We start from the raw sequence: 20,002 nt of genomic DNA, 5'->3' as shown, positions 1-20,002 counted from the left end.
GTCACTCTGCTCTATTTGTACTCATCTAGCGATAACATTCGTTCTAAATCGACCAAAATCAGCAGCTCCTTTTCGCGCTGACTAACCCCATGGACAAAACGGGAGCTGTCATCCCCCCCGACATTGGGGGCGTACTCAATCTCCGACTCTCGTAGCACTACCACCTCATCGACCTGATCGACCATTAAGCCGACGACCTGACTATCCATCTCGACCACGACAATGCGGGTAGAGTCGTTATTCTCCACCGGTGCGAGATTGAGCCGCTTGTGGGTATCGATGACCGTGACGATATTGCCGCGCAAATTGATAATACCGAGCACAAAGTAGGGAGCCCCTGGCACAGGGGAGAGCTTGGTCTCTTTCAACACCTCGCGCACATAGATAACATTAACCGCATACTTCTCACTCTCCAGATAGAAGGTCACCCACTCTGAGGTTGGATCACTGTTCAGTTGCTCTTTATCTTCCATTTGGTCGCCTCCAGATGCACCATAACTTTAATTGGGTAAGCAAAACATAATCTCTTTATGAATGGAGTTCTTGTTCAAGTTCGTCCCTATCGATGCCGCTAGCGAGCATCTCGGCAAACGAGGGGGGATCGATAATAGCGCACATCTTCTCAATGACCGTACCGGCCAGCCACTTTCGGCTAGTACGGTTACTGCGCCAGCGAATGCTCTGCGGCTCCAGACTAATCACATCACTCACCTCATCGCAAGCGAGCCCCCAGCGGTTGTTATCGATATAGACGATCCGCTGCAGCCGCTCGCTCTGTGTCGCCTTAGCTCGCTGCTTACGATTCTCCGGCAACACAAACAGGGCGGTATCGATCACCGGAATCCGCCGCCCGCGATGGTTGATAATACCCAAATACCAGTCGATATGTCCTGGCATAATGGTCAGCGCCTCCGGCTCCCACTCCTGTACCCCACTTAGCTCCACCAGCGGTACCGCTAATGTCAAGCCGGCGACCTTAAATAGCAGTGCCTGAAAACGGGACTCGCCCCAAACGGGAATGGCCTCTCCCTGCTCCTCCACTGGCGTGACGGTTTCGACAACCGGTGTTGGAGCCGCTACCGGCGCCTCCACCTTAGGCAGAATGATAGCCGGTGGCGCGACCACCACCGAGGTAGGCTCTGCGACCGCAGGTTCAAGCGTCTCTGGTGTCGGCGTTAACCGCTGCGGCTCTTCAAACAGCAGCGCATCGAAGTAGGCGCTCAACGCTTGGCGCTCCTCCATCAGGGGCTGTGGGGCTGTGGCTTGACTCATGGGGAGTGTAACTCGGGTTGAGGTTGGCGCTCTTCATGACGGGGTTGCGCCCCTTGACCTAGCAGACTAATGAGCAGGCCAGCATAGGCGATAACGCCGCGCGACTGTGGCGTGAGGTAGGAGAGGGGGGCACCACGACGACTCGCTTCGCGAAACAGGGTATCGACTGGAATAATCGAATTCCAGACAAATTCGCTATAGCGCTCTCTCAGAGTCTGAAGAGAGTCGATAGAGGCCTTGGTGCGCCGATCAAACATGGTCGGGACAATAAGATAGGAGAGCGGCTCCCGCCTTGCCTGTAGAATCATGTTTAAAGTACGCAGCATTCGTTCGAGCCCCTTAATCGCCAAATAGTCGGTCTGTACCGGAATCAATAAGTTGCGACTCGCCGCTAGCGCGTTAACCATTAACACTCCTAACACCGGCGGGCAGTCGATAATCACATGGTCAAACTCACTCCGTAATTCGGCCAGCGCCTTAGTCAAAATTAGCCCCATCCCCTCCTGCGAACCCATCTGTCTATCTAGGGTCGCTAGTGCCGCCGAAGAGGGCATGATATAGAGATTAGGAAAACGAGTCTTACGCACCACCTCTAGGGGAACTTTAGCCCCACGCAAAACCCCCACGCGAAACAGGGTATAGACATTATTTTGCGTCTCATCGGGATCGAGCCCAAAGTAGGAGGTCACCGAGCCGTGTGGGTCGAGATCGACAATCATGACCCGCAACCCTCGCTGCGCCATCAGGCCGGCGAGGGTAACCGCTGTCGTCGTCTTACCGACTCCCCCCTTCTGATTTGCCACCGCCCAGACCTGCACTAGCGCTCCTCCTGCCGTAAACTGCGCGGCGGCATTGAGTCGGGCTCTAGTCTGCCGCCCCCCTCTTCGTTTAACATCTTCTCCGCTTGGCTCTTATCGGCCAATATCAGTAGTTCAATACGACGATTTTTGCGCCGCCCATCAGGACTATCATTGGAGGCTATCGGGCGATATTGACTATAGCCGATGGCGGCCATTCTAGCCGGATTGATCCCCTCTTGCTCAAACAGGTGCACGACACTTGCGGCACGCGCTGCCGAGAGCTCCCAGTTAGAGGGGTAGATATAGTTGCTGATCGGCACATTATCGGTAAACCCCTCCACCTGCATCGGATTGGTGTGATCGCGCAAAATATCGGCCAGCTCCTCTAGCACCGGGTAGGCTTCATCATTGAGTTCGGCACTGCCGCTAACAAAGAGCATCTCCGACTTAATCTGTACATTAATCCAGTCGCCGCTACGAGAGACATTGACATTATCTCCTAAAATTAGATCCCGCATCGACTCCTCCACCTTGTCAGCCATATCGTCGATCTGCTCTTTGGCCAACTTATCCACCCGTTGCTGAAACGGCATGTCGGTAATGGAGTCTCCCCCTGCGACATCAGTGCTCAAAATAACCGGATCCCCATCAGCCGGTACACCGTCGACCGACTCCATATCGAGCGCTCTATCTTTGTTAAAGGCGCTCGCGACCGTATCGCTGACGATACGATATTTACCCTCGTTCACCGAGGAGATACTGTACATTACCACGAAAAAGGCAAATAGCAGCGTAATAAAGTCGGCATAAGAGACGAGCCATCGCTCCAGATTCTCATGCTCCTCTCGTTTCCTCTTGCGCGGCATCGTCAATCCCCTTCGTTTAGTTTAGAAAACCTTGGAGTTTACTTTCGATATTGCGCGGATTATCCCCTTCAGCAATAGAGACGATCCCCTCTATTAGCATATAGCGCATCTGAGTCTGATCGTGGCTGACACTTTTGAGTTTATTAGCCATCGGGATCAGAATTAGGTTAGCTAATCCGACTCCGTAGATGGTTGCTACAAAGGCAACCGCTATCCCATGACCAAGTTTGCTCGGATCGGAGAGGTTCTCCATCACCTGAATTAACCCTAACACCGCCCCGATAATCCCTATCGTGGGGGTATAACCACCGGCTGACTCATAAATTTTAGCCGCCGCCAGATCTTTAGACTCTTTACTATCGGCTTCAACTTCAAGGATAGAGCGAATAATCTCCGGTTCGCTACCATCGACTAGTAGCATTAATCCTCGGCGGGTGAACTCATCCGGTTCACTCTCTGAGATCGACTCCAGTCCTAGCAGCCCCTCACGACGGGCGATATTACTCCAGCTAACGATCTTCTCAATTAAATCCTCGCCATTCAATTTAGGCGGCAAAAAGATCAACTTTAATTGCCGCATAGCGCGTAAGAAGACCGCCATCGGCGACTGTAGCATAATCGCGCCCAGCGTACCGCCGGCGACGATAATAATGGCCGGTCCATTGAGCAGCGAGCCGATATTCCCCCCCTCAAGATACTGCCCAAAGAGGATAGCCACCACCCCGAAAAAGAAGCCGATGAGGCTGAGAATATCCATTACCCTGTCCTATACTTTGGCTAGATAGGTGCCAATATCGGCTAGCGGCAGAATGAGTGAACTCAGCCCCGCCTCTGCCACCGCTGCCGGCATACCGTACACGGTACTGGTCGCTCTATCCTGACTCCAGATTACCGAACCGTGCTGTTTCAGCGCTTGTGATCCTTTACATCCATCCGCCCCCATACCGGTCAGAATAATCACCAGCGTATTAGCAGGCTCCACCCGACTGATGGAGGTGATGGAGGGCTTATAAGTCTCATGCGCCTCTGCCGGACGAATGCGGACTAGCGCCGACTCAACCCCTCGCCCCTCGATACTCATCTGCATCCCTCCGGGGGCTAGCAGAGCTAAACCGGGTTTTAGCGCATCACTATCTCTCGCCTCTCGTATCTCAATGGCGCATAGCTGATTGAGACGCTGGGCATAGGCGGGGGTAAAGGTCGCCGGCATGTGTTGAATGAGCAGCAGCGGTACTCGAAAATCGGCCGGTAAGAGCGATAAAATCTGCTGTAGCGCTACCGGCCCCCCCGTCGAGGCGCCAATCGCCACTAGCTTTATCTGCGACAGCCGCTTAGGCGGCGGCAGCGGCGACTTTATCAACTGAGCCACGCTACGAGAGGCTTCGATCGGGCGCGAGACGGGGGGGAGCGGTCTAACCATCTTGGCCGCACCTAACGGGCGAGGAGAGGGGGGGCACGCCAACGAGTATAGCCGTTCACACAGCGTATGTTGCAGCTCGCTACGGTGCTGGGAGATATCCTCTAACCGCTTAGGCAGGTAGTCAACCGCACCGGCATCGAGGGCATCAAGGGTCGCTTTCGCGCCACTGACGGTAAACGAGGAGAACATTAGGATCGGCACCGGCGCGAGGCGCATAATCTCCCGTGTCGCCTCAATGCCATTTAGCTGCGGCATCTCCAGATCCATGGTGACGACATCGGGCTGTAGCTCGCGCACGCGCTCTACCGCCTCTCTACCATTACTCGCCTCGCCGACTAAGCGAAAACGGCCATCACCTGCTAACAACTCCTTAAGTCGCGACCGAAAAAAAGCTGAATCATCAACAATCAGCACCCGAATCGGACTATTAGCAGACATGGTTTTTTAGCTGTACGCCTTCATGAGGCCGGGGATATCGAGAATAAGCGCAATATTCCCATCGCCGGTAATCGTCGCCCCCGCCATCCCTTGAGTACCATGCAGCAGCGCCCCTAGGGGTTTAATCACCACCTCCTCTTGGCCAATGAGATAGTCAACCACAAAGCCAACTAGCTGCGTACCCACATGCACCACCACCACATGCCCCTTTTCGGGCAGCCCCTGACTCACTCCCTCAATTAACCATGAGGAGAGGTAGTAGAGCGGTAGCGCCTTTTGGCGAATCATTACCACCCGCTGGCCATCAACGACATTGGTTTTGGTCAAGTCGAGGTGGAAAATCTCATTCACACTCACCAGCGGCAGGGCAAACGCCTGCCCCATTAACTTAATGATTAGCGTTGGCATAATCGCCAGCGTTAACGGCACCTTGATGGTAATCACCGATCCTCTACCTAGCTGAGAGTCGATCTCGACACTACCGTTGAGCTGGGAGATACGGGTCTTAACCACATCCATCCCTACCCCTCGGCCAGAGATGTCGGAGATTTCGGTCTTAGTCGAGAAGCCAGGGGCAAAGATGAGCATAAAGGCATCTCTATCATCCATTCTTGCCGCCCCCTCTTCGTCGAGAATACCCTTATTGATGGCGATGCTCTTGAGCTTTTCGGGATCCATGCCAGCGCCATCATCCTCTATTTTGAGCAGAATGTGATCCCCCTCCTGCTCGGCGCTCAGCCGCACCAAGCCTTGGCGCGGTTTTCCCGCCTTTTCGCGCACATCGGGCATTTCGACCCCGTGATCCACCGAATTTCGGACTAGGTGAACTAACGGATCGGCGAGCGCCTCGACCAGATTTTTATCAAGGTCGGTCTCCTCTCCAAACAGCTCTAGTGAGACATCCTTTTTCAGGCTGCGGGCAAGATCGCGCACTACGCGAGGAAAACGGCCAAAGACCTTCTTAATCGGCTGCATACGGGTCTTCATGACTGCCGATTGTAAATCCCCAGTCACCACATCGAGATTGGAGACCGCTTTTTGGATCTCTTCAATCTGCTCACTGCGATCAGCGCTATCCCCATTCGCTAGCACCGAGAGCCGGTTTCTTACCAAAACCAGCTCACCGACCATGTTCATAATATCGTCTAACCGCTTGGTATCGACCCGGACACTACTCTCTGCTGGCGGCGCTTCGCTCTTTTTCGCCGGTTCACGGGCAGGGGCAGGGGCAGGCGGGGGCGGAGCCTTCGCGACAGGGGGCTTAGATGGCGGCGGCTCTGGCGCAGCGGCGGCAGGGGGTTTTTTCGGCGGCGGAGGGGGGGGCGGGGGCGGAGCAGGCGCAGCACTCTCCTCCGAAATCGTCCCAAATTTACCCTTGCCGTGGAGCTGATCGAGCAGCGCTTCGAACTCCTCTTCGGTAATTTCGTCACCGGCACCCCCCCCCTCGCTACCGCTAGCGACACTCTCATGACTTTCGGCTACCGCCCCCTCTGAGCTAGTCTCGCTAATGGTACTGAATTTGCCTTTGCCGTGGAGCTGATCGAGCAGCGCTTCAAACTCCTCTTCGGTAATATCTTCATCATCGTTGTCACCACTGTCACCAAAGAGTTCATCACCGCCCTGTGCCGCCGCCTCCTGCTCCAGATCAATGTCGGTTTCGGGTGAGTCGAGTGCATCAAGTAGCGCCTCAAACTCTTCATCGGTAATATCGCCCTCTTTCGCGGCAGGCTCACTCGAAGGCTCTGCCTCTGGCGGCTCATCATCATTGCCAGGGTGATTCATCGAATCGAGCGCAGCTAACAGCTCATTCGGTGCCGGTGAGGGCTCCTCTAGCGCCCGCAGCTGCTCGAACTGAGAGTTCAGTACATCAAGCACCTGCAAAAAACGATCCATCATATTGGTGGTTAGCTGCTTTTCGTGATTTCGCAGCAGATTAAAGATATCCTCTGAGCGGTGGCAGACATTGACCAGTCCGCTTAGATTCAGAAACCCAGCCCCCCCCTTAATGGTATGAAAACCACGAAAAATCGCATTCAGCAGCTCGCCATCGGTAGGCGAACGCTCCAAATCGACCAACTGTTCATTGAGTAACTCCAGTATTTCGCTGGCTTCAACCAGAAAATCCTGCAGAATCTCATCATCGGCATCCAATGACATCGGGTAATCCTCTTAGAAACCTAAACTGGAGAGAAGGTCATCAACCTCATCCTGACCCGATACCACCTCTACGCCGGTATCATCCACGCCGGGAACGAGTGCACCTTGTGCTTCGTAACTCCTATCGTGCCTTCTCGGATTATGCTCTTGTTTATCCAGCATCTTCTCGCCGGAAATTCTGATCAAATCGACCAGGCTCTCTTCTACATCATCGACCAAGGTAATCACTTTAGTAATAATCTGGCCGGTTAAGTCCTGAAAATCCTGCGCCATGACCACTTCGGTCAGATTTGACTCGATCTGTGGCATCTGCTCCACAATCAGCCCCAAAAAGGTGATCAACTGACGATTTAGCTGCCGAAACTCATCAGCAGAGAGCTCCCGCCGGTTAAATTTCGTCCAGCTCTCACTCAGCTCACTCGCCTGCTGCTTTAGATTCGCCGTTATCGGCATCGTGCTCTCAGCGGCGCTTAAGCTGCGATCTGCCGCCTGATCGGTCATGGAGATAACATACTTTAGCCGCTCACGCGCATCAGAAAACTCACCATCGGTAAAGGCAGCAAGCCGACTATCGGTCCGGAAGCTCTGCAACGCCTCATGAAACTCGCGGGTCAGCTTTCCTAGCTCACGAAACAGGCTGGTATCGCGCTGTCGGGCAATCTCATCGAGCAGGCTATCTGCTCGCTCTGTCTCGCCGTTATCAAGGTGGGTAATAACTTCTCTTAACCTGTCGGCATAGTCACTAATTGTCTCGTTACTCTCTAGGGACATAGTTCCATCCACATACGCGATCTAAACGGTTAGCCGCTTGAGGTTTGAAATGGCAGCAACTGGCTCTAAGCACTCATACGCTGGAAGATCTTCTCCAGCTTCTCTTTTAGCGTGCCGGCGGTAAACGGCTTAACAATATAGCCGTTGACTCCCGCTTGCGCTGCCTCGACAATCTGCTCCTTCTTCTGCTCTGCCGTGACCATTAACACCGGCATTTTGGCTAACTTCGGGGTTGCCCGAACCTTGCGCAGCAGATCAATTCCCTGCATTCCTGGCATATTCCAGTCGGTAATGAGCAGATCAAAGTCACCCGACTCCAACATCGGTAGAGCAGTCAAGCCATCGTCTGCCTCAGCCGTGTTTGTAAAGCCCAGCTCACGCAACAGGTTTTTAATGATCCTGCGCATGGTTGAAAAGTCATCAACAATCAGGATTTTAATATTCGTATTCACGCTTTTAACTCTCTACTTCTGACATCTGTTTCAGAGAACTCTAACCAGTTAGTGGTGCCTTGCCGTCCCTGTTCAGGCAGACAGCAAAACATGAAAGGGGCTAATTATACGCATGGTAGTGGGCAAAAATCGCCCCCCATAGACGAAATTTGACCATTTTTTTATAGATTATCGCCGCCAAGGGCCTGTTTCAGCCGACTGCGCAAGCGAATGAGTGTCTGGTTATGGAGTTGACACACCCGCGATTCCGTCACGCCAATCACTTCACCAATCTCTCTTAAGTTCAGCTCATCGACATAATAGAGCGAGATAATCAGTCGCTCTCGCTCCGGCAGACCCTGAACCACACTCGCCACTAGCTGCCGTAGCTGCTCCTGCTCCAGTACCTTACTCGCATCGGCCTGCTCTGTCACCAACGAATCGTGACTCTCCGCCTCATTACCGAGCATATCGAGACAGACCATCTGCCTACCAGAGGTCGCTAGCAGCCTCTCTTGATACTCCTCTAGCGAAATTTTCAGCTCTGCGGCCACCTCTCTATCGGAGATATCGCGCCCTAGCCGACTCTCTAACGCCTGAATTGTCTCGCTGATTTGACGGGTTTTTTGGTGTACCGAACGCGGTAGCCAATCATTTCGGCGCACCTCATCTAGCATCGCCCCCCGAATCCGGATAGCGGCATACTTTTCAAATGGGGTCTTGAGCGACTCATCAAAACGGTTATGCGCCTCAATCAGGGCGATCATGCCGGCCTGAATCAGATCGTCGATCTGGACAGAATCGGGCAGTCTCGCCTGTAGATGGTAGGCGATACGCCGGACTAAGGTGCCGTGCAGACGAATCAGATGGGTCGCCTCTTCAGGAAACCAGTTTGAGTCGGCTGACGATTGCGGTTGCGATAGGGCTGACTGACTCATGCCGCACCTCCTTTAAGCGGATTTTGGCTCACGATACGCTCAATAAAAAATTCGACATTACCGTGCCCCCCCGAGGGGATCGGCCAGTTATCGGCCTTGCGAACAATCTGCCGAAACGCCTCGGCAGAGGGGGAGCGGGGAAATTGATTCACTACCGGCTGCTGTTTTTGAATCGCCTTCCGCATAAAGGGATCGTAAGGGATAGCGCCGACATAATCTAACACCACCTCATCCAGAAAGCGGTCGGTCACCGCCATTAGTTTAGCAAACAGTAGCTGCCCTTCTCGCACTGAGTGGGCCATATTGGCAATCACCCGAAAGCGGCGGACACCGTGATCTTTATTGAGTAATTTAATTAGCGCATAGGCATCGGTTATCGATGCCGGCTCATCGCAGACCACAATCACCACCTCATGCGCCGCCTTGGTGAAGCTCACGACGCTATTATCAATGCCAGCTGCGGTATCGACAATTAATATATCCATGTCGGTCGTTAACTCGCTAAAGGCGCGAATCAGGCCGATATGCTCCGCCCGGCTTAAATTGGCCATGCGCTGCACCCCTGATGAGGCGGGAATCACCCGAATGCCTCCTGGGGCTTCGACAATAATCTCCTCCAGCCCCACCTCACCATCCAGCACATGGGAGAGGTTCAGTTTAGGTTGCAACCCAAGGGCGACATCGACATTCGCTAGCCCCAAATCGGCATCGAGTAGCACCGGTTTACGCCCCATCTTCGCCCAAGCTGCCGCCATGTTGATCGAGATATTGGTCTTACCGACCCCCCCTTTTCCACTAGAGACGGCAACGACTCGTACCGGACGCCGCTTCTGCTGCATCATCCGCCGCAGACCGGCAGCCTGATCCCGTTGCGGTTGACTCTTGACCACCGGCTTAACCATGTTGACTCTCCCCCGCCATACCGGCAAACGCCAGTGCCACACTCTGCTCATCGGGCAGATCGGCTGCCTGCTTAATCGTGGCAATCGCACGATTGACCAAATTATTAGAGCGAGCCGGATGGATATCCTCCGGCACCATCTGACCATCACAGATATAGGCGATCGGAATCTGCTCTTTCACTGCCACCGACAGGCTCTCACCTAGCGCCTCGGTCTCGTCCGCTTTGGTGACAATAATGCCGTCGATATTAATCTCACTGTAGGCCTTTAGCAGTCGCGCCTGCACCTGCCCTTGGCTGTTAGCCGCGAGGGTAACATAGGTGCGAATCGGTATCGAACACTGCTCTAACATCGTTAGCTGCTCACTAAAGCGCTCATCGCCTACGCTAATCCCGGCCGTATCAATTAACACCAGATCTTTACTCTGTAACATCTGTAGCGTCTCCTGTAGCTCATCGCCATGATTGGCTACGTGGACTGAAATGCCGAGAATACGCCCATAGGTCTGTAGCTGCTTATAGGCCCCGATACGGTAACAGTCGGTGGTCACTAGCGCGACCCGATTAGAGCCGTGGCGCAGCGTATAACGGGCCGCGAGCTTGGCGATACTGGTCGTTTTTCCGGCACCGGTGGATCCGAGCAGCGCAATTCGCCCCCCATGAGTCAAAATATCGTCATGAGTGACCTGAATCTGGCTGGCCAGATACCCCATCGCCTTGCGCAGATTCTGTCCCATGTTGTTACCAAAGGTGACATTTTCGGCCAACTTATCTGCCAGTTCAGTAGAGATGCCGATTCGCATCATATACTGCATAAAGCGTACATAGAGCGGATGGGTCTGACGCTTCTCACCCCAAGCGATGCCGCCGATGCGATCGTTCATAATCTCTCGTAGCATCTGTAGCTCTTTGCGCATCTCCACAATCGCAGGGTCTTGTGACCACTCAATCACGGCCTCACGCTTTTTAGTGCTGCGCTCGGGCTCATCGATCGCGCCTAACTTGAGCCCATGGCTATTTTGTGAGTAGGGCGGTGGTGCTATCATCGACTCGTTTGCCAATAGCGCCTCACGCTCAATTTGGTTAATCTCGCTAGTTCTGTCCACAATGGGAGTCAATTTAGGCGTCGAGGTCGTTTGAGTGGGACGCTGAAACTGGGGGGGAACGGGAAACTCGGGCCGAAGCGACTCGCTATCCTGCTCCTGCGGCCGCTTTTTCAACGCCTGCAACCACTTAGTCTCCCGTGGCATCTCTGCTGCCGCCGCCCGCTGCTCGTAACTTCTCTGCGGTAACGGCTTGCGAGTCGCGGTAGCCACCGTCGCCCCCCCCGCCCTATCGATCATAGTCGCTAAACGCGCGGCGGCGGCGCTAATATCGGGCGCTCGCTCGGCACCGCTTCCAGTTGAAGCGGGTGCCACTTGACTAGATCGTTGCTGCCCTCCCCCCGCTTCGGAGGAGTTATCTGCCATATTGGCCACCAAATCGGCGTCGTAATCGATAGCCGACACGATCTCAACCCCACCATTCACCTTACGATTGGAGAGGATAACCGCATCGGGTCCCTGTTCTTCACGCACCATGCGAATCGCACGCCGCATATCCGGAGCAAAGTAACGCTTAATTTTCATCATTCTGCCTCTTGCTTCATCTTCCCACTGGAGAGATTAGCGCAGGCAGAGCCTGACTTAGCTAATCACCGCCAACTGTGGCCACTATTTTGAGCTGTTTGTCATCCGGTATCTCGCTATAGGCGAGGACGCTCAGTCCCGGAATCGAGTGTCTCACAAAACGGGAGAGCATCTCCCTAAGCGCCGGAGAGGTAAGTAGAACCGCCGGCCTACCGGCCATCTCCATACTCTGCGAACTCTCTGACAACCCTCGGTGGAGTCGCTCGGCCATCACAGGCTCAATCACCGCTTCTCCATCGCTTTGCATACTGTTATGCAACAACTGTTCCAACTCTGGAGCGAGAGTAATAACTTCTAAATCACCCCTTAACCCATTGATTTTTTGAAGAATCATTCGGCCTAATGAGACCCTAACTTGGGCTGTCAATAAATTGGCATCTTGGGTACGGCCACCATGCTCCGCCAAAGTTTCGGCGATCGTGCGAATATCGCGAATCGGTACCCCCTCTAGGAGTAGATTCTGTAACACCTTGACGACTGACCCTAGAGACAAGGTTTTCGGTACTAAATTTTCCACCAACTTCGGGGCCTGTTTGGCCAACTGATCGAGCAGTTTCTGCACCTCCTCATGGCCTAGTAGCTGATGGGCTTGGTGCTGGACTAACTGACTCATGTGGGTGGCGATAACCGTTTCGGCATCGACGACGGTATAACCTTGACTCTGGGCGTGCTCTCGGCGGCTCTTATCGATCCAGAGCGCCTGTAGGCCGAAAGCGGGATCGATGGTCGGCGTCCCCTCTACCTCGCCATAGACTTGACCGGGGTTAATCGCCATGTCACGCTCTGGAAAGACCTCCGCCTCACCCACCGTCACCCCGAGGAGGCTAATTCGGTAGGCATTGGGGGGCAGATCAAGGTTATCGCGAATATGAACGGCGGGAACCAAAAAGCCGAGCTCTTGTGAAATTTTCTTCCGCACCCCTTTAATTCTCGCCATAAGTTCCCCCCCTTGGCTCTTATCGACCATCGGAATAAGGCGATAACCGACCTCTAGGCTAATAGCATCAACGAGGGGAACATCGTCCCAGCTCAGCTCTCGTACCTCCTCACCGGAGGGTTTCAGCGCCTCAGGGGGTACCTCCGGCTCCTTTAATAGGGTCGTTTTTTCGCGTTTAAGAAGCCAATAGGTCAGGCCACCGGTCATCGCGGCTAAGATCAAAAAGGGGAGATTTGGCATCCCCGGAATCACCCCGACCAGCACCAATACGCCGGTGGTAATGCCCATGATCTTTGGGTTAGAGAAGAGCTGTGAGTACATCTGCTCCCCCATGCTCGGAGCATCGGAGCCCCCTTCACGAGTGACAATAATACCGGCAGCGGTGGAGAGCACCAGTGATGGAATCTGTGCCACTAGACCATCGCCAATAGTCAACAGCGTATAGACCTGCGCCGCTTCGCCCATCGCCATGCCGTGCTGCGCGGTACCGACGATGAGACCACCGATAATGTTAATCACGGTAATCATAATGCCAGCGACCGCATCACCACGAACAAATTTACTCGCACCATCCATAGAGCCATAGAAGTCGGCCTCTTTAGCCACATCCTTGCGTCGTTGACGGGCGGTATCTTGGTCAATTAAGCCGGCATTTAGATCGGCATCTATCGCCATCTGTTTACCCGGCATCGCATCGAGGGTAAAGCGGGCACTCACCTCGGAGATCCGCCCTGAGCCTTTGGTCACGACGGCAAAGTTAATAATCACCAAGATGATAAAGACGATAATTCCCACCGTGTAGTTACCGCCAATCACAAACTCGCCAAAGGCTTGAATCACCTGACCGGCAGCATCGGGGCCATTATGCCCCTCCAGTAGCACCACTCGGGTTGAGGCGACATTTAGCGCTAGGCGAAATAGGGTGGCCACCAGCAGTACCGTTGGAAAAACCACAAAATCCATCGGTCTTTTAGCATAGATAGCGACCATCAAAATGACGATCGAAAAGGCGATATTAAAGGTAAAGAAGAGATCGAGCAGAAACGGCGGCAGCGGCAGCACCACCATCGCGAGTAGGGCTAATACCGCAATCGGTGCCCCAATACCGCTCATAAAGACTTTGCTAATAGAGGCGGAGATCTGCTCCATATTTAACTGTGCCATGTTATCCTCTAACTGTGGTCAGAAACTGTGTTGCCACGCTGTCGCTACTCATCTCGGCGCAGTTTAGTGGGAATCGGCAGATCATCTAGCACCTTCTCCTCCGGTTCGCGCTCCCCTCCCTCTTTGAGATGGAAGATATAGGCTAGCACCTGAGCGACTGCCTTATAGAGCCCCTCCGGAATCGGTTGATCAATCTCGGTACTATGGTAGAGCGCCCGCGCTAACGGCGGTGCCGAGACGATCGCCACCCCACTCTCATCGGCTAGACGCCGAATGGTGGCGGCAATCAGATCGCTCCCCTTTGCAACGACAATCGGCGCATTCATTGAGCCCCCATCATACTTCAGCGCCACCGCGTAGTGGGTCGGGTTGGTAATCACGACATCGGCCTCCGGTACCGCTGCCATCATCCGTCGCTGGGTCATCTCCATCTGCGCCCGCCGTATCTGCGCCTTAACCTCCGGACTCCCCTCGGTCTGTTTGTGCTCATCCTTCACCTCTTGCAGCGTCATCTTTAGCTGTCGTTTATGGTTCCAGAGCTGAAACGGCACATCGATAATGGCAATCAGGACTAGCACCGCACTTAGTAGCAGAAATGACCACAATAGTAGCCAAGCGGTATGCTCTAACCCCTGTAGTAGCGGCTCGTGGCCTAAGCCGAGAAACTCCCCTACCTGTACCTTAAGAATCAAAAAGGCGGCGCTGCTAATTAAAATAAACTTAGCCAAGCTCTTACCTAACTCCACCAACCCCTGCCACGAAAAGAGGCGGGTTATCCCCTTAATCGGATCGAGTTTCTCCAGTTTCGGCTGCAAAGCCTGCATCGAAAAATTCCAGCCACTCATGACAATGCCTGAAATAATGGCCGCGACAATCAGAAACAGAAACAGCGGGGTAAAGATCAGTAACGACTCAAAAATCGCCGTTGTTAGGTAGATCGTTAGCTGTTCGGTGTCAAAAACATGTTGGCGCGGGATGACAAAACCCTCCCCGATGAGCTGTAAAAAGCTCCTCATCATCGCTGGGCCGGCAAAGAGAAAGAAGAGGCCGGCGACAATGAGTAGCAGAAAAGTCCCCAACTCTTTCGACTGCGCGACTTGACCCTTCTCTCGGGCCTGTTCGATCCGTTTGCCGCTCGGCTCTTCCGACTTCTCTTGGCCGTCTTCGTTTTCAGCCAAGGATCTGATCTCCTATAACAGCCCGAATCAACTGTACCCCCTGCAGCAAGATATCGTCAAACTGCTCGGCAGTACCGGGGAGGGTGAACATAATCACCAAATAGCCGGCCACCATGGTAATGGGAAAACCGACCGCAAAAATATTGAGCTGCGGTGCCGAGCGCGCCATAATGCCAAACGAAAAATTTAACACCAACAGCGAAGCAAGTGACGGCAGCGCAATCCACAACCCCATCGCGTAGAGCTGCGCCCCCCAATCGGCCAAGAGTCTAAAACTATCCCGATCCAGCCCCTCAGCCCCAATCGGCAGGACGATAAAACTATCAGCTAATATTTTTACCATTAATAGATGGCCATCCATCCCCAAAAAGAGCAGCGTGGTCATCATCAGATAGAGCTGCGAAACCACCGGCACCTGGGCACCATTGAGCTGATCGACCATTTGCGCAAACCCGAGACCCATCTGCATCGCCACAATGAGCCCCCCCATAATGACTACGGCGAAGACTAGCTGTAGCGCAAACCCCATCACCACCCCAATCAATATCTGCTGGGCAATGATCATAAACCACTCGTAGCCAAACCACGCCACCGGCGGGTGGGTCGGTAGGGTCGGGGCGATCACCAGTGTCACCGCCAGCGCCAATATCAGCCGCACCCGAGTCGGTACCGAACGGGCACCGGTCACCGGCGCGACCGTAAACATCGCCCCAATCCGAAACAGCGGCCAGAGAAACATCCCTATCCAGCTATTGAGTTCGGCAAAGCTAATCGTCATCGCCCATTTAACCGATTAACATAGGAATTCGTTCATACAGATTGGTAGTAAACTCCATCATTAGCTGCAACATCCACGAACCGGCATACATTAAGACCATAAAAGTGATAATGAGCTTCGGAATAAAGCTAAGTGTCATCTCCTGAATTTGGGTCGCGGCCTGAAACATCGCCACAATCAATCCGATCGCCAGTGCCGGTAGCAGCGTCGCCATGGTTAGCAGCAGAATAATCTCTAGCGTCTGGTTAAAGACGGTCAGTACATCCCCCGGCTCCATCGTCCCCCCTAGATATAGAAGCTGGAGGCGAGCGTCCCCAGCACCAGCGTCCAGCCATCGACCAGCACAAACAGCATAATCTTAAATGGCAACGAGATAATCATCGGCGAGAGCATCATCATCCCCATCGACATTAACACACTAGCTACCACCAGATCGATGACTAAAAAGGGGATAAATAGCAGAAAACCGATTTGAAACGCCGTTTTTAACTCACTGGTCACAAAGGCGGGAATAAGCACCGTCATCGGAATATCGTTCACTGTCGGGTAGGGCTCATTCTGTCCCGATAGCTGACCGAATAGCTCTAAATCGGGCTGCCGCGTCTGATTAATCATAAATTGGCGCAGCGGTACCGAGGCGTTTTCGAACGCCTGGCGCAGACCGATCTGATCGTCCAGATAGGGCTCTAGCGCCTCCACTCGCATCTGTTCGAACACCGGTGCCATAATAAAAAAGGTCATAAACAGCGCTAAACCGACAATCACCTGCGCCGAAGGAGCCTGCATCAACCCAATCGCCTGGCGCAAAATCGCCAAGACGATCACAATACGGGTAAACGATGTCATCATCATTACCATCGCTGGAATGAAGGTGAACATCGTCATCAGCAGCAGTAGCTGCACGCTTAGAGAGTAAGACTCCCCCCCATTATCGTTCGGGGTGACGGTAAAGGCCTCAAGCCCTTCGGCGGCAACGCTCAGCGCAGGGGAGAGTAGCAGCAGCAGCGCTATAACCCTTAGCCTCATCGCCGCTCACCTCGCTGCTGCTGTAACAGCGCTTTAAGCTGTACTCCAAACGGGGCGGACTCCTGCTCAATATCGATAGGCGACTCCAGCCGATGCAGCATCGAGACCCGCCCCTGCGCCACACCGAGCAGTAGCTGAGTCTCGCCCACCTGAATCAGCACCACCCTCTCCCGCTGACCGACCGCTAGCGCCCCTAAATAGCGAATCGCCCCCCGATTACCGATGCCAAATCGCCCCATACGACGCAATAACCAAGCAAAGAGCAGGATGAGCCCTAGTACCAGCAGCAGCATCAGCACCATCTGTGCGACATGGGCACCACTGAGCGGATCGAGCCGTGGCCCCTCCCCCTCGGCGGCCGCTAGCAGCGGCCCCCAAAGGATTAAAAGCATAAACGCAATATATCGCAACGGCTTAGCGCAACTTCTTAACCCGCTCAGCCGGGCTAATAACATCGGTCAGACGAATACCATACTTCTCATTCACCACCACCACCTCGCCATGGGCAATAAGGGTATTGTTGACCAAGACATCCAGCGGCTCCCCCGCTAGTCTGTCTAGCTCCACCACCGAGCCTTGGTTAAGCTGCAATAGGTTACGAATATTAATTCGGGTTCGCCCAATCTCCATCGCGATGGTGACCGGAATATCGAGAATGACATCAAGATTGATATCATCACTAATCGGTTTCACCTCATTATTAACATCAAGACCATCAAAATTGGGCATCTCTGCCGCTTTAGCCCCCTCCCCGGCCGACTCAGCTTCGGCTAGGGCCGCAGCCCACTCGTCGGCAACCGCCTGATCGTCTATCGTTTCACTCATCATTAGCTCCTCACAGGTTAGAGTTAAAACAGATGGGCATGGTCGATAATGCGCGGCACCTGCTCGGTGATCTGAATCGCCATGTGCTCATTCGCCACCCCTAGTTTACCGCGAAAGATGGGAATATCCTCCGCCATTAGGGTGACATGATCCGGCATATCGAAGGGGATGATGTCGCCTGCCTCCATTCGCAGCACCTCCCCTAGCGTCATCGGCTTCTCGGCTAGACGACTACTTAACTTAATCTCCGCCTGACGCACCTCCTCATGCAGGGAGGTAATCCAGCGATCATCGATATCGCCGTGATCGCTCTGCAGACCGGCATCGAGCTGCTCTCGAATCGGCTCTAGCATTGAGTAGGGCATAGCGATATGCACCTCGCCTCCGCCACCATCGAGCTCAACCTGCAACTTCGAGACCACCACGACTTCAGAGGGGCTGACAATGTTGGCAAACTGCGGATTCACCTCACGGTTCACGAACTCAAAGTGAACCTCCATCACCGGCTCCCACGCCTTAATCATATCTCTAAATGAGATCTCCATCAGCATCTGAATCACCCGCTGCTCAGTCGGGGTAAATTCACGCCCCTCAATTTTAGCGTGAAAGCGGCCATAACCGCCAAAATAGTTATCGACCAATATATAGACTAGTCGCGGATCGAACACTAACAGCGCCGTCCCTCGCAACGGTTTGATTTTAATCATATTCAAACTGGTAGGGACAAACAGGCTGTGAATATATTCGGAGAATTTAATCATATTGACCCCCAGTACCGAAATTTCGGCCGAGCGGCGCAACAGATTAAAGAGACTGATACGGAGCTGGCGTGAGTAGCGCTCGTTAATCATCTCCAGCGTCGGCATCCGTCCACGAACAATCCGCTCCTCACTGGCGAAATCGTAACTTCGCGCCTCGCCACCGCCATCGCTGACTTCGCCGGCATCACTATCGCCGTCACCATCGCCTACCCCGTGGAGCAGGGCATCAATTTCGTCTTGTGAGAGTAGATCGCTTGCGGACATCGCCTTCTATCCTTCCAAATATTACTGCATCACCAGTCTAGTAAAATAGACCGCCTCCAGTGTCGGCGGCACCCCTTTGGTATCCCCACTATTGGCCATAATGTTCCCCTCTAGCTCTAGCAGCATCGCCTCAATAGCAAATTTCAGATCTGACTTAATCTTCTCTTTGCCCTGTGGCGTCGCCGCCCGCTGATAGGTCACCTCTGAGAGGATGTTTAACATCTCGCTACGAATAACCGGCATGTGGCGATTGATCATCTCCACCGTCTCTGGCTGGTAGGTCATTAGATTGATCTCAATCTGCATCACCTTAGCCGTACTCTCCGGCGGCATATTGATGTTCATCACCTTAATCGGAACATAGAGCGGATCTTCCGGTGGAGGAGCTGCCTCGGTCGAATCGCCCCCTCCGCCACCACCGAGCAGCATCATGGTCACCCCGATACTCATGCCGGCTGTCACTAAAATGGCGACCACCATAATGATGATCAGCTTTTTGTTTGAACCGCCACTCTCCGCTTCGGTTGCTGTCTCCTCTTTCTCTGCCATAATGCTGTTACCTCATGTTGTCTGCTAAAAAGCCAAAATTATACCAAATGTATAATTTTATTTAAAATCAAAAAATTAAAACAAAGATAGCCTCTTTGGGTTGGCGAAACCGTCAAATTTTCGTCACTGAATTGAGAACAGAGAGCGCCGATAGTAGCGCAACTCCTCAATCGATTCGCGAATATCGTCTAGCGCCAGATGAGTTTTGCGCTTTTTTACCCCAGCGGCGATCTGCGGCGCCCACCGCTTAGCCAACTCTTTAATTGAGCTGACATCAATATTACGATAGTGGAACCACTGCTCCAGCTGCGGCATATAGCGCACTAAAAAACGCCGATCCTGCCAAATGGAGTTGCCACACAGAGGGGTACTCCCCCGCGGCAGGTAGCGCTGCAAAAACGCCAAACTCTGCTGCTCCGCCTCGGCCAGCGTCACCCGACTCTGTACCACCCGCTCACTCAATCCCGACTGACCGTGGTGGTGTTGACACCAGCTATCCATCCGCTCTAGCTGCTGGGGCGTATGCTGAATCGCCAAGACCGGCCCCTCGGCGACCTCATTGAGCTCGGTATCGGTAATAAGGGTCGCAATCTCCATAATAGTATCCTGCTCCGGCACCAAGCCGGTCATCTCCAGATCGATCCAGCCCAGATAGGGGCAACTCTCGGACATTTAAGGTTTACTCCACGGTTAAGCTAGCTTTAAGCTGCGATTGTAACCCGTCACCGGCTATCACTAAAGGGGTAATCACCCCAGTCGCTACAGTTAGGGTCGATTTTGGCTTGCCATCGCTCAAACCAAAAGCTACTCTGCCGCTTTTGGGGCTAAATTTTGCTAA

22 protein-coding genes are annotated in these 20,002 nt (G+C 53.6%); all 22 read right to left on the bottom strand.

The window, feature by feature from the left end:
- Positions 1–11 precede the first annotated feature (11 nt).
- Positions 12–473, bottom strand: a complete 462-nt coding sequence (locus tag D5085_08740) for a chemotaxis protein CheW (protein ID QEP43192.1) — start codon at positions 471–473, stop codon at positions 12–14.
- 55 nt (positions 474–528) lie between these two features.
- Positions 529–1,272, bottom strand: coding sequence for a chemotaxis protein CheW (locus D5085_08735; protein QEP43191.1), 744 nt, complete (start codon positions 1,270–1,272; stop codon positions 529–531).
- Entirely contained in the window at positions 1,269–2,090 is an 822-nt protein-coding gene (locus tag D5085_08730; GenBank protein ID QEP43190.1) for a ParA family protein, read from the bottom strand. The genes D5085_08735 and D5085_08730 overlap by 4 nt, the downstream gene beginning before the upstream one ends.
- On the bottom strand, positions 2,090–2,938 hold the full coding sequence (gene motD, locus D5085_08725; protein QEP43189.1) for a flagellar motor protein MotD: 849 nt from the start codon (positions 2,936–2,938) through the stop codon (positions 2,090–2,092). The genes D5085_08730 and motD overlap by 1 nt, the downstream gene beginning before the upstream one ends.
- A gap of 16 nt (positions 2,939–2,954) precedes the next feature.
- The gene (locus D5085_08720; protein ID QEP43188.1) at positions 2,955–3,695 is read right to left on the bottom strand and encodes a flagellar motor protein; all 741 of its coding nucleotides are present in this window, start codon (positions 3,693–3,695) and stop codon (positions 2,955–2,957) included.
- 9 nt (positions 3,696–3,704) lie between these two features.
- On the bottom strand, positions 3,705–4,796 hold the full coding sequence (locus D5085_08715) for a chemotaxis response regulator protein-glutamate methylesterase (protein ID QEP43187.1): 1,092 nt from the start codon (positions 4,794–4,796) through the stop codon (positions 3,705–3,707).
- 6 nt (positions 4,797–4,802) lie between these two features.
- Entirely contained in the window at positions 4,803–6,953 is a 2,151-nt protein-coding gene (locus D5085_08710) for a chemotaxis protein CheA (protein ID QEP43186.1), read from the bottom strand.
- 12 nt (positions 6,954–6,965) lie between these two features.
- Positions 6,966–7,724, bottom strand: a complete 759-nt coding sequence (locus D5085_08705) for a protein phosphatase CheZ (protein ID QEP43185.1) — start codon at positions 7,722–7,724, stop codon at positions 6,966–6,968.
- Positions 7,725–7,789: 65 nt separating this feature from the next.
- Positions 7,790–8,176, bottom strand: coding sequence for a response regulator (locus tag D5085_08700; protein QEP43184.1), 387 nt, complete (start codon positions 8,174–8,176; stop codon positions 7,790–7,792).
- A 161-nt stretch (positions 8,177–8,337) separates the two neighbouring features.
- Positions 8,338–9,093: an RNA polymerase sigma factor FliA gene (locus D5085_08695; protein QEP43183.1), complete on the bottom strand. Its 756-nt coding sequence runs from the start codon at positions 9,091–9,093 to the stop codon at positions 8,338–8,340.
- On the bottom strand, positions 9,090–9,995 hold the full coding sequence (locus D5085_08690; GenBank protein QEP43182.1) for a MinD/ParA family protein: 906 nt from the start codon (positions 9,993–9,995) through the stop codon (positions 9,090–9,092). The genes D5085_08695 and D5085_08690 overlap by 4 nt, the downstream gene beginning before the upstream one ends.
- Complete coding sequence (gene flhF, locus D5085_08685; protein QEP43181.1) at positions 9,988–11,622, bottom strand: flagellar biosynthesis protein FlhF; 1,635 nt, start codon at positions 11,620–11,622, stop codon at positions 9,988–9,990. Before flhF ends, D5085_08690 begins: the two co-directional genes overlap by 8 nt.
- Positions 11,623–11,683: 61 nt before the next feature.
- Positions 11,684–13,783, bottom strand: coding sequence for a flagellar biosynthesis protein FlhA (gene flhA, locus D5085_08680; protein ID QEP43180.1), 2,100 nt, complete (start codon positions 13,781–13,783; stop codon positions 11,684–11,686).
- Positions 13,784–13,827: 44 nt separating this feature from the next.
- Positions 13,828–14,961 (bottom strand): flagellar biosynthesis protein FlhB, encoded by a 1,134-nt coding sequence (flhB, locus tag D5085_08675; GenBank protein ID QEP43179.1) that lies wholly within the window; start codon positions 14,959–14,961, stop codon positions 13,828–13,830.
- Positions 14,954–15,739: a flagellar biosynthetic protein FliR gene (fliR, locus tag D5085_08670; protein ID QEP43178.1), complete on the bottom strand. Its 786-nt coding sequence runs from the start codon at positions 15,737–15,739 to the stop codon at positions 14,954–14,956. Before fliR ends, flhB begins: the two co-directional genes overlap by 8 nt.
- Positions 15,740–15,746: 7 nt before the next feature.
- Positions 15,747–16,016: a flagellar biosynthetic protein FliQ gene (gene fliQ / locus D5085_08665; GenBank protein QEP43177.1), complete on the bottom strand. Its 270-nt coding sequence runs from the start codon at positions 16,014–16,016 to the stop codon at positions 15,747–15,749.
- Between the two features lie 8 nt (positions 16,017–16,024).
- Positions 16,025–16,765 (bottom strand): flagellar biosynthetic protein FliP, encoded by a 741-nt coding sequence (gene fliP, locus D5085_08660; GenBank protein ID QEP43176.1) that lies wholly within the window; start codon positions 16,763–16,765, stop codon positions 16,025–16,027.
- Complete coding sequence (gene fliO / locus D5085_08655; GenBank protein QEP43175.1) at positions 16,762–17,220, bottom strand: flagellar biosynthetic protein FliO; 459 nt, start codon at positions 17,218–17,220, stop codon at positions 16,762–16,764. Before fliO ends, fliP begins: the two co-directional genes overlap by 4 nt.
- Entirely contained in the window at positions 17,180–17,593 is a 414-nt protein-coding gene (fliN, locus tag D5085_08650; protein QEP43174.1) for a flagellar motor switch protein FliN, read from the bottom strand. Before fliN ends, fliO begins: the two co-directional genes overlap by 41 nt.
- Positions 17,594–17,613: 20 nt before the next feature.
- Positions 17,614–18,615 (bottom strand): flagellar motor switch protein FliM, encoded by a 1,002-nt coding sequence (gene fliM, locus D5085_08645; GenBank protein QEP43173.1) that lies wholly within the window; start codon positions 18,613–18,615, stop codon positions 17,614–17,616.
- A gap of 21 nt (positions 18,616–18,636) precedes the next feature.
- Positions 18,637–19,164: a hypothetical protein gene (locus tag D5085_08640; GenBank protein ID QEP43172.1), complete on the bottom strand. Its 528-nt coding sequence runs from the start codon at positions 19,162–19,164 to the stop codon at positions 18,637–18,639.
- A 123-nt stretch (positions 19,165–19,287) separates the two neighbouring features.
- Positions 19,288–19,836, bottom strand: coding sequence for an oligoribonuclease (locus D5085_08635; protein ID QEP43171.1), 549 nt, complete (start codon positions 19,834–19,836; stop codon positions 19,288–19,290).
- Positions 19,837–20,002 lie beyond the last annotated feature (166 nt).

The sequence above is a fragment of the Ectothiorhodospiraceae bacterium BW-2 genome, from assembly GCA_008375315.1.
In the GTDB taxonomy this organism is placed as follows: domain Bacteria; phylum Pseudomonadota; class Gammaproteobacteria; order Thiohalomonadales; family Thiohalomonadaceae; genus BW-2.
The sequence above is the reverse complement of the archived record's forward strand: the minus strand, read 5'-3'. Positions and strand labels throughout refer to the sequence as shown.